We start from the raw sequence: 19,423 nt of genomic DNA on the forward strand, positions 1-19,423 counted from the left end.
AGTGCGCATCGCGACGGAGCGGATGCGCCGTTGCAACCAGTGTAGGACGTGCTGGCCGCGCTGGCGGGAGAATGTGGCGTGCAGGCCGCACGCCGAGGGATAGTACTTACTGCGCCGAGGCCATCGCCTGCGCCTGTACCGCTTCTTCCTCGCGGCGCTCTTCCGCGCAGCGCTGATGCTGACGCGACAGACGGTTCATCATCGGCAGCAGCAGAAGCGCGAGCAGCATGCCGATCGCGGCGAGCCAGCCGAGCTTCTCGAACAGCGACAGGTAGAGCGGCAGCGATTCGGTGGCCGGCAGGTCGTGCGACGGCATCTGCGCGAAGTTCGCGACGACGCTGCCCAGATACTGCGACACACCCGTCGCGACGAAATACGCGCCCATCATGAAGCCGCTCATGCGCGCCGGCACGTAGCGGGCGATCATCGCGAGGCCGAGACCGCTCACCAGCAGTTCGCCGAGCGAGTAGAGGCCGTAGCCCCACACCATGAACCACGACGACACGCGACCGTCCACCGCGTAGCGGCCGCTGATCGTGAACACCAGATAGCCGGCAGCCACGGCGCCGAAGCCGAGTGCATACTTAGCCGCGACCGGCAGGTCACGGCCGCTCTTCGAAACCGCGTTGTAGATCCACACGAGCACCGGGCTCAGCATCATGATCCAGATCGGGTTCAGCGCCTGGAACTGCGCGGCGCTCCATGTGAACAGCGTCGTGCCGAACAGGATGAAGCGCGGATCGACGTTGCGCAGCGCGAACAGCGTCAGCGATGTCGACATCTGCACGTAGAAGATGAAGAACAGGATCACCTGGCCGATCAGCACGAGCGCCGCGATCAGGCCCGCGCGCTCCGAACGCTCCGACTTCGCGATCATGTACGCGAAGATCGCGAGGATCGCGAATGCGGCCGTCCACACGCTCGCGACCGCGAGCTGCTTGTGTTGCAGCACGTACAGCGTGATCAGCGCGAGCGCGACGCCGCCTGCCGCCACGCCGCCGAGGCGCTTCCAGCGGATCGGCTCGTCGTCGGGCTGCGAGCCGATGTGCGCGAGCGTGCGGTGCATCAGCATGAAGTTCAGGATTGCGAGCAGCATCCCGGCGCAGCAGACCGCGAACGCGGTGTGCCAGCCCCAGTGATCCTTGATCCACGGCGTCGCGAGCATCGACACGGTCGAGCCGATGTTGACCGCCATGTAATAGATCGTGAACGCGCTGTCGATGCGCGCATCGTCGCCTTCATAGATGCGGCGCACGAGGTTCGCCGCGTTGGCCTTGAACAGGCCGTTGCCGACGACGATCACGCCGAGCGACGCATACATGTATGCCAGCGCGTCGTTCGGCACCGCCAGCATCAGGTAGCCGGCGCACAGCACGGCCGCGCCGATGATCATCGTGCGACGGGCGCCGAGCACCTTGTCGCCGATCCAGCCGCCGATCGACGGCGACGCGTAGACGAGCGCGGTGAACGCGCCCCAGGTCAGGTTCGCATGGCTGTCGGTGAAACCGAGCCGGTCGACCATGAAGAGAACCAGGAGCGCGGCCATGCCGTAGTAGCCGAAGCGCTCCCACATTTCGATAAGGAAGACCGTCGTAAACGATCGGGTCTGTGAAACAGGTGCGTGCATCATCAATCTCGTTTGAAACGGACGGCGCGGATCGCGCGTCGCCTTGGGGTCGAACTGGCGCCGGAGCACTGTGGCCGGGTAGGCTTTGCGTCGGCGATGGAGCAGTCGGGCGGTTAGCCCGGGCCGGGGTCGGACGCCGCCAGGCAAGGCGGTGCACGACCCCGACCGGCGCGCGAATGGTAACGTTTGCCGGTCCGGTGCGTCAGGTCTGCGCCACTCAGGGAAACTCCCGATATGGCAGCAGCTTTCAGGAATATTCGTCTCATCATCTATTTGTAAGAATCGCGCCCGTCCTCCGCAAATTCCCGGAGAGCCGCTTGCAGCTTGCCTGTGAAGCGGGCGAGTCTGGCAAGATAGCGCGTCGTTTCGCTCGCTTCGTGCCCTGTTTAGTGCACCGGGCTCAACACCGAAGACGTGTGCGAACCAGAAGACTAAGCCAAATCGATCTAACTTAGTTACTTTCCATCAAACATTTTTTGACGACCACTTTTCGGCCTGCTATGGTTCCCCCCACTGAAAACTCGCAGTCGGCAGACGCTGCCGCAGCACTGGGCAGCAAGATCCGCGCGTTGCGCCAACGACTCAAGCGCACGCTCGACGACACCGCTACCGCCGCGGGGATTTCGAAGCCGTTTCTGTCTCAAGTCGAACGCGGGCTGGCGTCGCCGTCGCTGACGTCGCTGGCCGGTATCGCACAGGCGCTCGGCGTGACGGTGCAGTACTTCGTGGATACGCCGAGCGAGGAACGCTCGGTCTGCAGAGGCGATCAGTTGCGCTTCTTCGGATTCGCCGATTCGGCGAACCTGTTCGCGAGGCTGACCAACGTGACCGAAGGGCGTCAGCTCGAGGCGATCCTCGTGCGGATGCCGCCGGGGCAGAAGCGGTCGGAAGTGACGACACATGCAGGAGAGGAGTTCCTGTATGTGATTGAAGGGGAAGTGTCGCTGACGCTGGAAGGCAAGACGTTCGTCCTGCAGGCCGGCGACAGTTCGCATTATCAGTCGACGGTTCCGCACAGCTGGGTCAACACCGCGACGATCGAGTCGGTGGTGGTCTGGGTCGGTACACCGCGGCTGTTCTAACGCACAGGTATTCCTTCGTTTCGGAGACGGAATACCTGTCGAAAGAAACGTAAGGAATACTAAGATGCAATACGAGAATCACGGGCCTCCTCAATCGCTGCACCCGTCAGCGTCTCAAGCGTAACCGCGGCATTCGCCGCGCATCGCTCACCGAACAACCTTCTCAAGACTGCCACGATGAAATCCTTGCATGCCATGTCGGCCGTGCTGGCCGCGCTCGCCCTGACGACGCCCGCCGCTCACGCCGTGACCGTTCCGTCGAACGTCGCGCTCGCTCCTCAACAGGACCTGACGCGCCAGGTGCCCGCCGAAGTCGAGTCGCTCGACCCGGCGCACATCGAGTCGTGGACCGGCAACACGATCGGCCTCGACCTGTTCGAAGGCCTCGCCCGCATCGATGCAGCCGGCCAGGTCGTGCCGGGCGTCGCGCAGTCGTGGGAGCGCAAGTCGCCGCAGACGTGGATCTTCAAGCTGCGCCACGATGCGAAGTGGAGCAACGGCCAGCCGGTGACGGCAGCCGATTTCGTCTATGCATGGCAGCGCCTCGTCGATCCGAAGACGGGCTCGAAGTACACGATCCTCGTCGAGTTCGTGAAGAACTCGAAGGACATCATCGCCGGCAAGGCCGCGCCGACGACGCTCGGCGTGCGCGCGGTCGACCCGTACACACTGGAAGTGACGACCGACGTGCCCGTCGCGTTCTTCCCCGAACTGACCGCGATGGTGCCGCTCGCGCCGGTGAACAAGGACACCGTCGCGAAGTTCGGCGACGCATGGACGCGCCCGGGCAACATCGTCAGCAACGGCGCGTACCAGCTCGTCGACTGGCAGCCGAACAACCGCATCGTGATCTCGAAGGACGCGAAGTACTGGAACGCGCCGAAGGTCGTGATCAACAAGGTCACGTACCTGCCGATCGAAAGCGACGAAACGGCGATGCGCATGTACCAGGCCGGCCAGATCGACTACAGCTACTCGATCCCGTCGGGCATCTTCCAGCAGGTCAGCAAGCAGTTCGGCGGCGAACTGCGCCCGGGCCTGCAGCTCGCGACCTATTACTACTACCTGAACAACAGCGATGCGGCGCTCAAGGACAAGCGCGTGCGCCAGGCGCTGTCGATGGTGATCGATCGCGACGTGCTGACGTCGAAGCTCACGCAGGCGGGCGAGAAGCCGATGTACGGCCTGATGCCGAACGGCACGAAGGGCGTGCAGCCGTTCACGCCGGAGTGGGCGTCGTGGCCGATGGCCAAGCGCATCTCGACCGCGAAGGACCTGCTCAAGCAGGCCGGCTACTCGGACGCGAAGCCGCTGTCGTTCACGCTCACGTACAACACCAACGACCTGCACAAGAAGGTCGCGCTGTTCACCGCATCGGAATGGCGCACGAAGCTCGGCATCAACACCAAGCTCGAGAACGTCGAGTTCAAGGTGCTGATGAAGGAACGGCATGACGGCAAGGTGCAGATCGCGCGCGACGGCTGGTTCGCCGACTACAACGACGCGATGACCTTCTTCGACCTGATCCGCTGCGGCAGCTCGCAGAACACCGTCGGCTACTGCAACAAGCAGGTCGACACGCTCGTCGACGACGGCAACCAGAAGCTCGACGACAAGGCCCGCGCCGCGCTGCTCACGCAGGCGCACGACACGGCAATGAACGACACGCCAATGGTGCCGCTGTTCCAGTACTCGGCCGACCGCCTCGTGAAGCCCTACGTGGGCGGCTACTCGCTGAAGAACGTGATCGACATGCGTGCTTCGCAGGACATGTACCTGATCAAGCACTGAGTGGAGCGATCATGCTGGCCTACGCATTGAGACGCACGTTGTGGGCGGTGCCGACGATTCTCGCCGTCATCACCGTCTGCTACCTGCTGCTGCACTTCACGCCCGGCGGTCCGTTCGATACGGAGAAGCAGCTGTCCGCGGCGACGCTCGCGAACCTGAACGCGAAGTACCACCTCGACGAGCCGCTGTGGAAGCAGTACCTGCTGTATCTCGGTTCGCTGCTGCAAGGCGATCTCGGCCCGTCGTTCCGTTACGTCGACTGGTCGGTGAACGATCTCGTGAAGAAGGCGCTGCCCGTCAGTCTCGGCGTGGGCGGCGTGTCGATCCCGATCTCGATCGTGTTCGGCGTGCTGCTGGGTACCGTCGCGGCCGTGCGCCGCGACAGCGTGATCGATCGCTTCGTGATGCTGATCGGCAACTTCGGCAACGTCGTGCCGCCGTTCGTGCTCGGCCCGGTGCTCGTGTGGATCTTCGCGATCCTCTTGAAGACGTCGGCCGGCAACGGCTGGCTGCCGGCCGGCGGCTGGGGCGACGGCGGCTGGCAGTACCGGCTGCTGCCGATCGTGCTGCTGACCTTCATCAACGTGTCGCTGCTCGCGCGCGTGATGCGCGGCTCGATGATCGAGACGCTGTCGAGCAACTACATCCGCACCGCGCGCGCGAAGGGCCTGCCGGGCTCGACGATCGTGCTGCGCCACGCGCTCAAGCCCGCGCTGATGCCGGTCGTGTCGCTGTTCGGCACGGTCTGCATCACGTCGATCACGGCGGCCGTCGTTACCGAATCGGTGTTCGCGCTGCCGGGGCTCGGGCAGCTCGTCGTGAACGGCGCGATCAACCGCGACTACACGCTCGTGCTCGGCCTCGTCGTGCTGACCACCGTCTGCGCCGTGCTGTTCAACCTGCTGGTCGACCTCGCGTATGCGTGGCTCGATCCGCGCATCCGTTATTGAGCGAGGCACCGCGATGACTCCGACTACTCCTGTCGTCGGTCTGCCCGTGCAGACCGATTCGCCGCCGCGTTCGCGCTCGCCGCTCGCGCTCGCGTTCGCGCGCTTCCTTCACAACCGCGCGGCCGTGTTCAGCCTCGTGCTGCTCGCGCTCATCACGCTCGCGTGTTTCGTCGGCCCGTGGCTGCTCGCGGCCGATCCCGCCGCGAGCGACTGGGGCGCGATCAGCCTGCCGCCGACGCTCGCGAACCAGCACTGGTTCGGCACCGACGAGCTCGGCCGCGACCTGCTCGTGCGCACGCTGATCGGCGGCCGCGTGTCGATCGAGGTCGGCCTGCTCGGCACGCTGGTGTCCGGCCTGTTCGGCGTCGCGTGGGGCGCGACCGCCGGCTTCGCGGGCGGCCGCGTCGACTCCGCGATGATGCGCGTGGTCGACATGATGTACGCGATCCCGTACCTGCTGATCGCGATCCTGATGATGACCCTGTTCGGCCGCTCGTTCATGCTGGTCGTGCTGACCATCAGCGCGTTCTCGTGGATCGACATGGCGCGCGTCGTGCGCGGCCAGACGCTGTCGCTGCGCAACCGCGAGTTCGTCGACGCGGCGCGCGCGATCGGCGTGTCGCCGACATCGATCGTGGTGCGCCACGTCGTGCCGAACCTGCTTGGCGTCGTCGTTGTGTATGCAACTGTTTCGGTGCCGAACATCGTGCTGACCGAATCGGTGCTGTCGTTCCTGGGCCTCGGCGTGCAGGAACCGATGACGAGCTGGGGCGTGCTGATCCAGGACGGCGCGCAGAAACTGGAATCGATGCCGTGGCTGCTGCTGGCCCCGGCCGTCATGCTGTGCGTGACGCTCTACTGCGTGAACTTCGTTGGCGACGGCCTGCGTGACGCGCTCGACCCGAAGGATCGCTGAGATGAAACAACCCCCACGCTCACTACGTTCTCTGTCGACCGGAGTTGGCGCTTCAGCGCTTACTCCGGTCCCATGCACGGCTCCCCCCGAGGGGGCGGTCAGCCTCCTTGGGACGGCCCGGCGGAGGCTGACATGACCGCATTGCTCGAAGTTGAAAACCTCGGCGTGCGCTTCACGCGCAAGGACGCGCCGCCGATCGACGCCGTGAGCGGCGTGTCGTTCGCGCTCGAAGCCGGCAAGACGCTCGGCATCGTCGGCGAATCGGGCTCGGGCAAAAGCCAGACCGTGATGGCGCTGCTCGGCCTCCTGGCCGGCAACGGCACGACGACGGGCACCGCGCGCTATCGCGGTGACAACCTGCTCGAGATGGATACGCGCGCGCTGAACGCGGTGCGCGGCGACCGGATCGCGATGATCTTCCAGGATCCGATGACGTCGCTCAATCCGTTCCTGACGATCGAGCGGCAGATGACCGAGACGCTGCAATTGCATCGCAAGCTGTCGCGCAAGGAGGCGACCAGGCGCGCGATCGAGGCGCTCGAGTCGGTGCGCATTCCGGATGCGGCGCGCCGTATCCGCATGTATCCGCACGAATTCTCCGGCGGCATGCGTCAGCGCGTGATGATCGCGATGGCGCTCCTGTCCGAGCCGGAAATCCTGATCGCCGACGAGCCGACCACCGCGCTCGACGTGACCGTGCAGGCGCAGATCATCGATCTGCTGCGCGAGCTGAACCGCGAGCGCGGCACCGCGATCGTGCTGATCACGCACGACATGGGCGTGGTCGCCGGCCTCGCGGACGACGTGATGGTCATGTATGCGGGCCGCACCGTCGAATACGCGCCGGCCGAATCGATCTTCGCGGCGCCGTCGCATCCGTACACGATCGGTCTGCTCAACGCGCTGCCGCGCCTGACCGACGCCGACGACGCGCCGCTCGTCGCGATTCCCGGCAATCCGCCGATGCCCGGCACCGCACCGGCCGGCTGCGCGTTCGCGAAACGTTGCACGTATGCGGAGGAGCGCTGCGGTGCCGCGCGCCCCGCGCTCGAAACCTATGGCCCCGCGGGCGCGGTGCGCGCGTGCCACCGGCCGCTGGCCGATCTGACGGGAGGTCTGCGATGAGCGTCGATGAACGCCGCAATGCCGGCGCGACGGGCGACACGCTGCTGTCCGTCGAGGATCTGAAGGTGCATTTCCGCGTGCCGCTCGGCGGCTATCCGTGGTCGCCGAAGGGCACGCTGCGCGCGGTCGATGGCGTGTCGTTCGACGTGAAGCGCGGCGAGACGGTCGGGCTCGTCGGCGAGTCGGGCTGCGGGAAGTCGACGCTCGCGCGTGCGCTGATCGGCCTCGTGCCGATGACGGCAGGCACGGTGCGCTGGCGCGGCGAAGCCGTCGCGCCCGATCACCTGCGCGGCACCGCGATGCGCCGCGAAGTGCAGATGATCTTCCAGGATCCGCTCGCGTCGCTCGATCCGCGCATGACGATCGAACAGATCGTTGCGGAGCCGCTCGTCACGCACCACGCCGGCCTTGGCCGCGCCGAAGTGCGCCGCCGCGTGGTCACGATGCTCGAGCGTGTCGGCCTGAACGCGCATCACCTGCTGCGTTACCCGCACGAATTTTCCGGCGGACAGTGCCAGCGCGTCGGTATCGCGCGCGCGTTGATCGGCGAGCCGAAGCTCGTGATCTGCGACGAGCCCGTATCGGCACTCGACGTGTCGATCCAGGCGCAGATCGTGAACCTGCTGCGCGATCTGCAACGCGAACTGTCGTTGTCCTATCTGTTCGTCGCGCACGACCTGGCGGTGGTGAAGGCCATCAGCCAGCGCGTGCTCGTGATGTATCTCGGCCGCGTGATGGAGTTCGGCACGCGGCATGACGTGTACGGCGTGCCGCAGCACCCGTACACGAAGGCGCTGCTCGATGCGGCGCCGACGCCGGAGCCGGCGCGCGAGCGTGCTCGCCGTCCGATGCTGCTGGCGGGCGAGATGCCGTCGCCGCTCAACCCGCCGTCCGGCTGCGCGTTTCGCACGCGCTGCCCGGTCGCGATCGACGCGTGTGCGCAGGACGTGCCGCTGCCGGAAGTGCGGCACGGCTCGGCGGCGCGTGTCGCGTGCATCCGGGCGGGCGCGGCGGCGTGAAGTGACGCAGCAAACATAACCAGGCAGGTCAACAGGGGTAGGGTGCGGCGCGAACGATCTTCGCGTCGCGGGTAAAGGCGCGTCCTTAACCGGGCTCGCCGGGGGGCTGGAAGCGGATCGCAACCGGCGTGGACGACATCAACACAAGACGAGAATGACGATGAAAAAGCAAAAGACGATCGGGACGGCATCGAAGATGCTGCTTGCATGGGGCTTGCCTGCGCTTGCCGGCGTATCGCTGAGCGGTGTCGCGCACGCCGACGACGCGGCTCCCGCACCGCTGACGGTCGCGCAGGCCGCGCCGTCCGCCGGCGCAAGCACGTCGGTTGCGCAGGCAACGACCCCGAACGCCATTATCAACGCCGAGGCGAACCAGGCCGTCACGCCGCCCGATGAGCCTTCGGCGCAGTCGAAGTCGAACGGCTTCATCGCCGACAGCCACCTGAACTTCCTGTTCCGCAACTATGCGGACACGCTGGACAACAAGGGCGGACCGCATCGTCACGCATGGGTCCAGGGCGCGATGGCGAACTTCGAGTCGGGCTACACGACCGGCCTGATCGGCATCGGCTTCGACGCGTCGCTGTATGCGGCGCTGAAGCTCGACGGCGGCGCCGGCGCCGGCAGCATGGTGCACATCGCGAAGGGTGGCGGCGGTTCGAACCAGCTCGCGTGGGCCTATCCGGGCATCTACGACGTGAAGGCGCGCATCTCGAACACGGTGGTCAAGTACGGTCTGCAGGCCGTCGACAACCCGTTCATGGAGCAGCATGACAACCGCGCGCTGCCGCCGACGTTTCTCGGCGCGACGATCGTCAGCAACGAATTCAAGAACGTGATGCTCGAGGCCGGCAGCTTCACGAAGACCGATGCGCGCGGCCACACGACGCTCACCAACCTCACGACGCAGTATGGCGGCACGCGCATCAATCGCCTGACCTACGTCGGCGGCACGTGGGACTATTCGGACAACGGCGAAGTCGCGCTGTACGCAAACCAGGCCGATGACGTGTGGCACCAGTACTACGCGTCGGTGAAGCACAGCATCGGCGACGTGAAGTCGATCAAGTGGACCGGCTTTGGTAACGTTTACTCGACGCACGATACGGGCGACGCGCTGCAGGGCAAGATCAACAACAACGCGTACAGCCTGTCGGTGGCCGCGCAGCACGGTCCGCACGAACTGCTGCTCGGTTATCAGCAAGTGCTCGGCGACCAGTTCTTCGACTACCTCAATGAAACCAACGGCATCTTCCTGACCAACTCGATGGACGTCGACTACAACGCGCCGCACGAAAAGTCGCTGCAGCTGCGTTACACGTTCTACGGCAAGGAAGCGGGCCTGCCGGGCTTCAAGGCGATGGTCTGGGGCGTGACGGGCTGGGGCGCGGATGCGAGCGCGGGCGCGGCGGCGGATCCGAGCAAGTCGAGCATCTACTGGAGCAACGGCGCACCGGTGCAGGGCCGTCACCACGAGTTCGGCTTCATCCCGTCGTACACGTTCCAGAGCGGCAAGCTGAAGGACACGAAGGTCACGTTCATCGCGATGTGGCACAACGGTTCCGCGCACTACTCGGATGCGACCAACAAGGAATACCGCCTGGTCGTGAACGTGCCGCTGCACGCGTTCTGATCGAGGGGGGGCGCAACGCCCCCTTCGACATTGTTTGTCTCGCGCGGCCGGCCTGCGATCAGTTCGATCAGGCCGGCTTGTGCAACCCCGCCACCGGATCGTTCGCGGCGGGGATGTCTTCCAGCAGCGACGTGAGCTGGCGGCCCGTGTCGCGCCAGGCGTCGAGGCCGCCGCGCAGCGGCATTGCGTCGGTGAAGCCTGCATCGAGCAGGCGCTTGGCCATCAGCGCGGCCGTCACTTCGTTCGGGCACGAGCAATACACGACGAACTTCTGCGAGAACGGGTAGCGCGCGACGATGTCCTCGATGTGCCGCTCGTCCGCGAATTGCGCGCCGGGAATCGTGAACGGGTCGAGCTTGCGGTGCTCGGGCGATCGCACGTCGAGCACCACCGGCGCGGCCGCGTCGCGCAGCAGCAGGTCGAGCTCGTCGACGCCGATCCGCGCGCTCGCGAGCTGGCGGATCAGCGCGCGGCGGCGCATCCAGCGCACGGCAGCATAGATGGCCAGCAGCGCGACGATCACCAGCAGCACCGCGCGGCCGAGCCGGCTCGCGCCGGCGAACAGCCAGTCGATCTGCCGGTAGAACACGAGCCCCGCGGCGAGCCCGACGGTCGTCCATAGCGCGGCGCCGAGCGCATCGTAGCCGGCGAACGTGCGATAGCGCGTGCCGAGCGCACCGGCCATCGGCACCGACACGAGCGACAGCCCCGGAATGAAGCGGGCGACCGCGAGCACGCGCACGCCGTAGCGGCCGAAAAAGCGTTCGGTTTTCCTCACGCAGGTATCGCGCGACAGCGACAGCCGGCAGATCGTCTTGAGCGTCGTGCCGCCGTAGCGCCGCCCGGCGATGTACCACACGGTGTCGCCGATCAGCGCGCCGAGGACCGACAGCGCCAGCACCGTCAAGAGCTGCGAGCCGATCATCGCCGGCTGCATCGCGGCCATCGCACCGAACAGCACGAGCGTCGGCATCGCCGGCACGGGCAGGCCGATGGCCGCCGCGAGTACATTGGCGAAGACGAGAAGCGGCCCGTATTGGGCGACGAGGTCACGAAGCATGACGGCTGGCCGAAAAGGAAGCGCGTGAGGATGATGCGCGGATTGGCCGATTATCGGCCATTTTCAACCGGGCGGAGGGGAATGACGGAAAGCGCCTGACGGCGGCAGGGAAATGCGGGCAGAACGGTGAGCCAGTGCGTTGCACGTGGCTCACCGTCGGACGTCAGGAAGGGGAGCGGGCGAGCGAGGCGGCGCCGTGGTTTTCTCCGGGCAACTCGGCGCCGTGCGAGCGGATCGCGGCGATCAGTTCGGCCGGCGTGATCTCGTAGCGGACCTCGCGGTGAATGCCGGGCTTGCGTTCGTCGATCTCGATCAGCAGCACGCTCTTGCCGTCGGCGGTCGATTCGAGCCTGAGCGAGCGCAATTCGCGGCCGTCGGCCGGGTCGTGTTCGGTGAGCAGGGTCATTGCCCCGGATGAGCCGGTAGTGCGCATCGAACCTATCCTCGTGTCGTGTGTGCCAGATTGGCGAAGATGTCGTTGTTGAATGCAGCTTGCCGAAGTTTAACGCGAACGGGCCGCAACACGGAGCATTTTCGTGGACATGAAATGAGGGCTGCACCACCTATCCTTCTGATGTTTGAGCCGCGCCGGGCGGGCGTTTCAGCCGGATCGGACCGCGCCGCGCCAGGCGCCCGGCCGGTGCTCGGGCCGGGCGGGCGCTGGTGCCGTCGGAAGCGGGCGGCGAACCTCATCGCCGGGTCGCTGACCGAGTGGCGACCCGTTTCGACGCGGCCGGCCATGCGGCGCGGGAAGCGCGCGTCGCTGTCGGCGGTGACGGCGAAGTCGTACCCATGGCCGGTCGAGTCGAGCTTCCAGTGCAGTGCCGACTGGCCGCCGGCGTGTACCGCGACGGTCCACGTCGTGCCCGTGTCGTTGCCGTGACCGCGGTCGTGGTTCGCGCAGTAGCCGGACAACTGGCCGTACACCTTGTTCGACTTCACCGTGCCCCCGCCGTCGTCGGTCAGCGCCGCCCAGTCGCCGCGCAGCACCTTGCCTGGTTCGACGACGTAGCGGCGCGGCACGCGGTCGAGATGCAGCTTGTCGTAGACGTGGAACACCGCGGCCGTGAGGCCCGTGTTCGCGAACTTCAGCGTGACGGTGCCCTTGCCGGCATCGACCTGCGCGCTCGCATGCAGCTCGTACGGCAACGCGCGCGACGGGCGCACGCCGGTGGTCAGTGCAGGCGGCGACGGGGCCGGAACCGGCGGTCGGCTGAAGGAGTTTGCGGCGTGACGTCATGGCGCTTGGATCCTGTGAGGGTGGGACCGTTCGCGAGTTCGTCTGGCGGTGATCGGGCATCGTCCCGCCCCGGGACGATCGGCTGTGCGTGCGCGTTCGGGGCATCGGACGCGTATCGCGGCGATGCGCGACGTCGCGCGGATGCCGCGGCCGCCGTCGCGATCGTGCGTGCCGCGCGCTCGTGATGCGCGGGGCAGGTGTCGGCACACACCGGACCGGCGCGTGCCGGGATGGAGCGGCGTCCAGTCTAGGGAGGCGACATGACGTCGACGTGATGAACAAACGACATCGCATGTCGCTCGCATGACGTTGCGTGCGCAACGATTAGTTCGAGCGCGATGCGAGATTGAAAACAGTAAAGAATTACCGATCGGTGCACGCGTGACCGGTCAGAATTTTCCGGACGGGCGGGGATCGCGCGAGCGCGCTTCGTTGCGGATACAACCTGACGTGCAACGGCGTGATCCCCGTGTTTCAAATGCGTGAAATCGGCTAAGCTCGATGCGTTGCTGCGCGCCTGCGCAGTCCGCGCCTTCGGAGCGCCTTTTCGGAACCGGCCCACCCATGACCGATATCACGATCCGGCACAGCGAGACGCGCGACGTCGACGCGATCCGACAGATCGCCGCGCATCCCGCGGTGTACATGAATACGTTGCAGCAGCCGTTTCCGTCGCTCGAAAAATGGCAGAAGCGGCTCGACAACGTGCGCGAGCACGGCGTGAGCCTCGTCGCCGAAATCGACGGCACGGTGGTCGGCCATCTCGGCCTGCATCCCGAGCCGAATCCGCGCCGGCGCCACGCGGCGGCGCTCGGCATGATGGTCGACGCGGCCCGTCACGGGCGCGGCATCGGCGGCCGGCTGCTCGCGGCCGCGATCGATCTCGCGGAGAACTGGCTGAACATCACGCGTCTTGAGCTGACCGTGTTCGCCGACAACCACGCGGCGATCGCGCTCTACGAGAAACACGGTTTCCGCATCGAGGGCGAATCGCCGGATTACGCGTTGCGCGACGGCGTGCATGCGTCCGTGTATCACATGGCCCGGATCAAGGCGCGGCAGTGAAGGACCGGCCGTCGCGGACGTGACGGCACGCGGCCGCGAGGCCGCGCGTCATATTCAATCGAGAATTCGTTCGTTTTCCTTCGGCTGTACCCGTCGTATCGTCGAACGATTTGCCGGTCGATGCGGCCGGCTTCGCTTTTCCGTATCGATGCATGCGCGGCGCTGCATGTCGGCCGGCCTCATCGTCATCGCTTCACGGCCCTTGTTGCGTGCGCGGCATCCCCCTGAAACCGTCTTGTTCAACGGAACCCGCTTCGATGAAAACCGCTCTTCGCAATCTCACCGCCGCCTGCCTGTTCGCTGCCGCCAGTGCGGCGCTTGCCGCTGCCGCGCCCGCGGGCGCCCCGGTGGCGAACGCATCGCCCGACAGCGCGCATCTGCCGCCCGGCATCGCCTGGCAGCAGGGCGACGTCGATGCCGCGTTCGCGCTCGCGAAGCGCACCGGCAAGCCGCTGCTGCTGTACTGGGGCGCCGTGTGGTGTCCGTCGTGCAATCAGGTGAAGTCGACGATCTTCAGCCAGCAGGCATTCAAGACCCGCTCGTCGTTCTTCGTGCCCGTCTATCTCGACGGCGATACCGAAAGCGCGCAGAAGCTCGGCGAGCGCTTCAAGGTGCACGGCTATCCGACGATGATCCTGTTCCGCCCGGACGGCACCGAAGTGACGCGGCTGCCGGGCGAGGCCGATCTCGACCGCTACATGCAGGCGCTGTCGCTCGGGATGACGGCCGCGCATCCGGTGCGGCAGACGCTCGCGACCGCGCTGAACGACGGCGCGTCACTGACGCCGGCCGAATGGCATCTGCTGGCCGACTATTCCTGGGACACCGACGGCGCGCTGCCGGTGCCGTCCGACCGTATCGCGGTGACACTGCAGACGCTGTCGCAACGTGCGCGTGCGGCCGGCGCAAAGGCGGACGCCGCGCGGTTAGCGCTGAAGTCGGCGGTGGTGGCGGCATCGGACGATCCCGCGCAAGCCGGCGCGCTCGACAAGGCGGCGCTCGTCGACGCGCTGCGTGCGGTGCTGCGCGAGCCGGCGCTGGCGCGTGCCGATTCGGACGTGCTCGTCGCAGCGCCCGCGCGCGTGGTCGCGTACCTCGGCGCCGACGCCGCGCAGCGCACGAAGCTGCGCGGCGCATACGACACGGCGCTCGCGCGCCTGTCGACCGATACGACGCTGTCGTCGATCGACCGTCTGATGGCGCTGCACGGCCGCGTGCTGCTCGCGCGCGGCGATGCGCACGACGGCGCGCCGCTCGCCGCGCCGGCGCTGGTCGATACCGCACGCAAGCAGATCGCTGCATCGGTGCAGGGCGCCGCGAACGCGTACGAGCGGCAGGCGCTCGTCAGCGAAGCGGCGGACACGCTGACCGACGCCGGGCTGTACGACGAATCCGACGTCTTGCTGAAGGCCGAGTTGTCGCGTTCGGCGACGCCGTACTACTTCATGTCGGGACTGGCGGCGAATGCGAAGGCGCGCGGCGACAAGGCCGCGGCGCTCGACTGGTACCGGAAGGCGTACGACTCGGCGAGCGGCCCGGCGACGAAGCTGCGCTGGGGCGCGACCTATTTCGCGAATGCGGTCGCGTTGGCGCCGGACGATTCGGCGCGGATCGAAGCGATCGCCGCGAGCGTGCTCGCGCAGGCCGGCAAGACCAAGGATGCGTTTTATGGGGCGAACCTGCGCGCGCTGACCAAGGTCGTCACGCAACTGAATCGCTGGCGCGGCGGCGGCGCGCACGATGCGTCGGTCAGGTCGGTCGTGAAGCAGTTCGACGGGGTGTGCGCGAAGTTGCCAGCGGGCGATCCGCAGGCAGCGGCATGCGCGAAACTGATCGAGCCGGTGAAGGCGTGATGGCTTGCGCGGAAGCGGCCGGACGGGACGGCCGCGTCGTGACGGCGATTAGTGGCTCGACTCCGACGATGCACCTTGGTCGCTGCCATACCCGGCACTCTGCTGACGGGCGATCTTCGCTTCGGCGGAAACGATGCTGGCAGGGTAGAACCAATCGCTCGGCTGGAAGCCGGCCTGCTTGAGCGCCTTCACTTCGGCGTGAACCTGCGCGCGCGTGAGCGGCGGGTTCGACTGCGCTTGCGCGGCAAGCGGCGCGGATACGGCCAGGGCAACGGCAACTGCGTGAATCAGGCGCTTCATGATCGTGACCTCCATGTTTCCATCCGTGCGGCCGGCCTTCGTTCGACGGAGCGGCGGCGGTTGAAAGCAGTGTAGGCCCGGCCGCGGGCGCGAAAAATGCGATCGCGCCCAACTCAGTGTTCTGCCGCCGGCAACAATGGATGGCGGACGTGGACGTGGACGTGGACGTGGACGTGGACGTGGACGTGGACGTGGACGTGGACGCGGACGCGGACGGTGCCGGATGGCGGTGCGTGACGGGCGTCGGGCCGCGCGGCGATGTAGCGCCCGAGCGGCTCCGGTCGGACGGGGGACGAACCGGCGGATGGGAACCCCGGCGATCCGCTCCGGTTTGCGCGCGGAGGTGTCGGGAAGGTGCGGCGCGTCGCGACCAGCGTTGCGCTGCCTGCTTCGACGATGCCGGGCCGGTTGCCCAGCCCTGGCGTGCAGAGGAAGGAAGCTGCGCCGGCCGCGGCGATGCGGCCGGCCGAGGTGCGGCGGCGTTCGGAACGCCGCCCGATGCGGGGCTTACACGAGGCCCGTCGTGTAGTACACGGCGATCACGAAGAACACCGCGAGCGTCTTGATCACGGTGACCGCGAAGATGTCGCGATACGACTCGCGGTGCGTGAGGCCCGTGACCGCGAGCAGCGTGATGACCGCGCCGTTGTGCGGCAGCGTGTCCATGCCGCCGCTGGCCATCGCGACGACCCGGTGCAGCACGTCCATCGGAATGTTGGCTGCCTGCGCGCCCTTGATGAACAGGTCCGACATCGCGGCGAGCGCGATGCTCATGCCGCCCGACGCCGAACCCGTGATGCCGGCGAGCGAGCTGACCGACACAGCCGCGTTCACCAGCGGGTTCGGAATGCTCTTCAGCGCGTCGCTGACGACGAGGAAGCCCGGCAGCGCGGCGATCACGCCACCGAAACCGTATTCCGACGCCGTGTTCATCGCGGCGAGCAGCGCGCCGCCGACGGCGGCCTTTGAACCGGCCGCGAAGCGGTCGCTGACGCGCTTGAACGCGGTCAGCACGACCAGCACGATGCCGAGCAACAGCGCGGCCTCGACCGACCAGATCGCGACGACGGTCTTGATCGACGTCGTGACCGGCGTGTGCACGCCGGGCAGCACGTCCGGCGCGACCGTGTACGACGCGGCGCCGTACCACTGCGGAATCAGTTTCGTGAACGTGAAGTTCGATGCGCCGACGAGGATCAGCGGCAGGATCGCCAGTGCCGGATGCGGGAGTGCCGTCGCTTCGACGCGCTCCGGCTCGTTGACGAGCGACGTGCCGTAGCCTTCGCCCTTCGCCATTGCCGAACGGCGGCGCCATTCCAGATACGAGAGGCCGACGACGATGATGAACAGCGAGCCGATCGTGCCGAGCGCGGGTGCGGCCCAGGCGGTCGTCTTGAAGAACGTGGTCGGGATGATGTTCTGGATTTGCGGCGTGCCGGGCAGCGAATCCATCGTGAACGAGAACGCACCGAGCGCGATCGCGCCGGGCATCAGCCGCTTCGGAATATTGCTCTGGCGATAGAGTTCGGCCGCGAACGGATACACGGCGAACACCACGACGAACAGCGACACGCCGCCATAGGTGAGCAGCGCGCACACCGCGACAATCACTGCATTCGCACGCGAGCGGCCGATGTAGCGGATCGCGGCATGGACGATCGACTCGGAGAATCCGGACAGTTCGATCACCTTGCCGAACACGGCGCCGAGCATGAAGACCGGGAAATACAGTTTGACGAAGCCGACCATTTTCTCCATGAAGATGCCGGAGAAGACCGGTGCGACGGCGGCGGGTTCGATCAGCAGGACCGCGCCGAGCGCGGCGATCGGCGCGAACAGGATCACGCTGTAGCCGCGATACGCGGCGAACATCAGGAACGCCAGCGCGGCAAGGACGATCACGAAAGACAAGGGAGTCTCCTAATAGCTTGGAATGGCTTTGGTTGTTGTTCGATCGCGGGACGCGCCGCGAACCGGCTCAGGTTCGTGCAGGTTTCGTGCCATCGGCCGGATTGCGCCGCCGGACGTGGATCCGGCGCTGGCTGGCGGGCCCGCGCCGGCCAATGTCTGAAGATTCTACATAAATCGTCTCGATCGGGAGACGATTCGGTCGCCGAAACTGCCCTCTGAATCGGGCAGGGCTTTCCCGGACAAGGCATTCCGGGATGTCTCCGAAATGAGATACTGCGTCTCGTTCTGGAGATATCCGGCCAAGCATACGCGGAGACAACGACACGATGATGAACGACTGGGCCCGCCTGCCCGTCAATTACGGCGATGTGCTGCGGCGCGCCGCCGAGTCGCTGTTTCGGACTTTCGAGGATTCGAGCGCGGGCACGGTGGTCGTCGATCGCGATGCGCGCGTCGTGTGGATGAACGAGCGTTATGCGGCGCGCTTCGGGTTCGCCGATCCGCAGCAGGCAGTCGGCCTCGACTGCGAGGCGGTGATTCCGAACAGCCTGATGCGTGAGGTCGTGTCGACCGGACAGCCGATCCTGCTCGACATCATGGAGACGGGCCGCGAGCCGCTCGTCGTCACACGCCTGCCGTTGAAGAACGAGGCGGGCGAGACGGTCGGCGCGATCGGCTTCGCACTGTTCGACCAGCTGAAGACGCTCACGCCGATCTTTTCCCGTTACGCGCAGCTTCAGCAGCAGCTGATCGCGACGCAGCGTTCGCTCGCGCAGGCACGCCGTGCGAAATACACGTTCGCGAGTTTCGTCGGCACGAGCGCCGCAAGCCTCGAAACCAAGCGGCAGGCGCGGCGCGCCGCACAGGTCGATTCGCCGGTGCTGCTGCTCGGCGAGACGGGCACCGGCAAGGAACTGCTCGCGCATGCGATTCACGCGGCGTCGGCGCGCGCGCTCCAGCCGCTCGTGACCGTCAACGTGGCCGCGATTCCCGACACGCTGCTCGAAACCGAATTCTTCGGCGCGGCGCCGGGCGCGTATACCGGTGCCGATCGCAAGGGACGCGTCGGCAAGTTCGAGCTGGCCGATCGCGGCACGCTGTTTCTCGACGAGATCGGCGACATGCCGCTGCCGCTGCAGGGCAAGCTGCTGCGCGTGTTGCAGGACAAGGAGTTCGAACCGGTCGGCTCGAACCGGATCGTGCGTGCCGACGTGCGGATCATCGCCGCGACGTCGGCTGACCTGCCCGCGCTGGTCGAGGCCGGCCGCTTTCGCGCGGATCTCTATTACCGGCTCAATGTGCTGACGATTCATGCGCCACCGTTGCGCGAGCGCGCGTCCGACATCGCGGCGCTCGTCTACGCGACGCTCGAGGAGTTGGCCGCGCAGCACGGCCGCGCTGCGCACTGCGAACTGACCGACGATGCACTGCGGATGCTGTGCGCGTACCCGTGGCCCGGCAACGTACGCGAGCTGCGCAACACGCTCGAGCGTGCGCTGATGCTGTCGGATCGCTCGGTGATCGATGCGGGTGCGCTCGCGCCGTTCCTCGGGCCGGTGCGCGTGGTGCCGGATAGCGTGCCGGCGGGCACGCGGGCTGCTCCGTCGCCGGTCGGCCGGGATGCGGGCGATGCAGCGGGGGCGCCTGGTGCGCCGGTCGTTTCGTATGCCGATGCATTGGCCGCGTGGGAGCGTCAGTTCCTGATCGACGCGCTTGCGGCCTGCGACGGGAAGGTGGTCGAAGCGGCCGCGCGCATCGGCATCGGCCGGGCGACGCTGTACAAGAAACTGACGGCGCTCGGGATCGACCGGTAGCACGCGGCGGTGGATGCGCCCGGACATGAGGAGCGGC

The 19,423-nt window shown here is 66.7% G+C and carries 15 protein-coding genes and 1 pseudogene; 10 read left to right on the forward strand and 6 right to left on the reverse strand.

Going from position 1 to position 19,423, the window contains the following annotated elements:
- Positions 1-106: 106 nt before the first annotated feature.
- Entirely contained in the window at positions 107-1,630 is a 1,524-nt protein-coding gene (locus tag WS75_RS09505; protein ID WP_059680248.1) for a peptide MFS transporter, read from the reverse strand.
- A gap of 497 nt (positions 1,631-2,127) precedes the next feature.
- Here WS75_RS09505 and WS75_RS09510 point away from each other — a divergent pair, with 497 nt between their 5' ends.
- From WS75_RS09510 to WS75_RS09540, 7 genes are all read left to right on the forward strand, one after another.
- The gene (locus WS75_RS09510; protein WP_059680249.1) at positions 2,128-2,709 is read left to right on the forward strand and encodes a cupin domain-containing protein; all 582 of its coding nucleotides are present in this window, start codon (positions 2,128-2,130) and stop codon (positions 2,707-2,709) included.
- 177 nt (positions 2,710-2,886) lie between these two features.
- Positions 2,887-4,500 carry a peptide ABC transporter substrate-binding protein gene (locus WS75_RS09515; RefSeq protein WP_059598912.1) on the forward strand — a complete coding sequence of 538 codons (1,614 nt, stop codon included), beginning with the start codon at positions 2,887-2,889 and terminating at the stop codon, positions 4,498-4,500.
- An 11-nt stretch (positions 4,501-4,511) separates the two neighbouring features.
- Positions 4,512-5,450: an ABC transporter permease subunit gene (locus tag WS75_RS09520; RefSeq protein WP_059598913.1), complete on the forward strand. Its 939-nt coding sequence runs from the start codon at positions 4,512-4,514 to the stop codon at positions 5,448-5,450.
- A 13-nt stretch (positions 5,451-5,463) separates the two neighbouring features.
- Positions 5,464-6,366, forward strand: coding sequence for an ABC transporter permease (locus WS75_RS09525; RefSeq protein ID WP_059680250.1), 903 nt, complete (start codon positions 5,464-5,466; stop codon positions 6,364-6,366).
- 132 nt (positions 6,367-6,498) lie between these two features.
- Positions 6,499-7,491, forward strand: coding sequence for an ABC transporter ATP-binding protein (locus WS75_RS09530; protein WP_059680251.1), 993 nt, complete (start codon positions 6,499-6,501; stop codon positions 7,489-7,491).
- Entirely contained in the window at positions 7,488-8,510 is a 1,023-nt protein-coding gene (locus tag WS75_RS09535) for an ABC transporter ATP-binding protein (RefSeq protein WP_059680252.1), read from the forward strand. The genes WS75_RS09530 and WS75_RS09535 overlap by 4 nt, the downstream gene beginning before the upstream one ends.
- A gap of 160 nt (positions 8,511-8,670) precedes the next feature.
- The gene (locus WS75_RS09540) at positions 8,671-10,143 is read left to right on the forward strand and encodes an OprD family porin (RefSeq protein ID WP_059680411.1); all 1,473 of its coding nucleotides are present in this window, start codon (positions 8,671-8,673) and stop codon (positions 10,141-10,143) included.
- A gap of 67 nt (positions 10,144-10,210) precedes the next feature.
- Here the strand turns inward: WS75_RS09540 and WS75_RS09545 are convergent, their stop codons facing one another.
- The 3 genes and pseudogenes from WS75_RS09545 to WS75_RS09555 form a co-directional block, all read right to left on the reverse strand.
- A complete protein-coding gene (locus WS75_RS09545; RefSeq protein ID WP_059680253.1) occupies positions 10,211-11,203 on the reverse strand; it encodes a DedA family protein/thiosulfate sulfurtransferase GlpE in 993 nt (330 codons plus the stop codon).
- Positions 11,204-11,366: 163 nt separating this feature from the next.
- Positions 11,367-11,636, reverse strand: coding sequence for a hypothetical protein (locus WS75_RS09550; RefSeq protein ID WP_059680254.1), 270 nt, complete (start codon positions 11,634-11,636; stop codon positions 11,367-11,369).
- 239 nt (positions 11,637-11,875) lie between these two features.
- Positions 11,876-12,409: pseudogene (locus WS75_RS09555) on the reverse strand (phospholipase domain-containing protein); the annotation flags it as partial.
- Between the two features lie 598 nt (positions 12,410-13,007).
- Here WS75_RS09555 and WS75_RS09560 point away from each other — a divergent pair.
- Together WS75_RS09560 and WS75_RS09565 are read left to right on the forward strand one after the other, a co-directional pair.
- Entirely contained in the window at positions 13,008-13,508 is a 501-nt protein-coding gene (locus tag WS75_RS09560) for a GNAT family N-acetyltransferase (protein WP_059680256.1), read from the forward strand.
- 257 nt (positions 13,509-13,765) lie between these two features.
- Positions 13,766-15,361, forward strand: a complete 1,596-nt coding sequence (locus tag WS75_RS09565) for a thioredoxin family protein (RefSeq protein WP_059680257.1) — start codon at positions 13,766-13,768, stop codon at positions 15,359-15,361.
- A 48-nt stretch (positions 15,362-15,409) separates the two neighbouring features.
- On the opposite strand, the gene WS75_RS09570 is transcribed toward WS75_RS09565, so the two are convergent.
- On the reverse strand, positions 15,410-15,661 hold the full coding sequence (locus WS75_RS09570) for a DUF4148 domain-containing protein (RefSeq protein ID WP_059529113.1): 252 nt from the start codon (positions 15,659-15,661) through the stop codon (positions 15,410-15,412).
- A gap of 507 nt (positions 15,662-16,168) precedes the next feature.
- Entirely contained in the window at positions 16,169-17,572 is a 1,404-nt protein-coding gene (locus tag WS75_RS09575; protein WP_059680258.1) for a GntP family permease, read from the reverse strand.
- Between the two features lie 326 nt (positions 17,573-17,898).
- Between WS75_RS09575 and WS75_RS09580 the strand changes: the two genes are divergently transcribed.
- Entirely contained in the window at positions 17,899-19,386 is a 1,488-nt protein-coding gene (locus WS75_RS09580) for a sigma-54 interaction domain-containing protein (protein ID WP_059680259.1), read from the forward strand.
- The last annotated feature ends 37 nt before the right edge of the window (positions 19,387-19,423 follow it).

Source organism: Burkholderia sp. FL-7-2-10-S1-D7 (assembly GCF_001524185.1).
Taxonomy (GTDB): domain Bacteria; phylum Pseudomonadota; class Gammaproteobacteria; order Burkholderiales; family Burkholderiaceae; genus Burkholderia; species Burkholderia diffusa.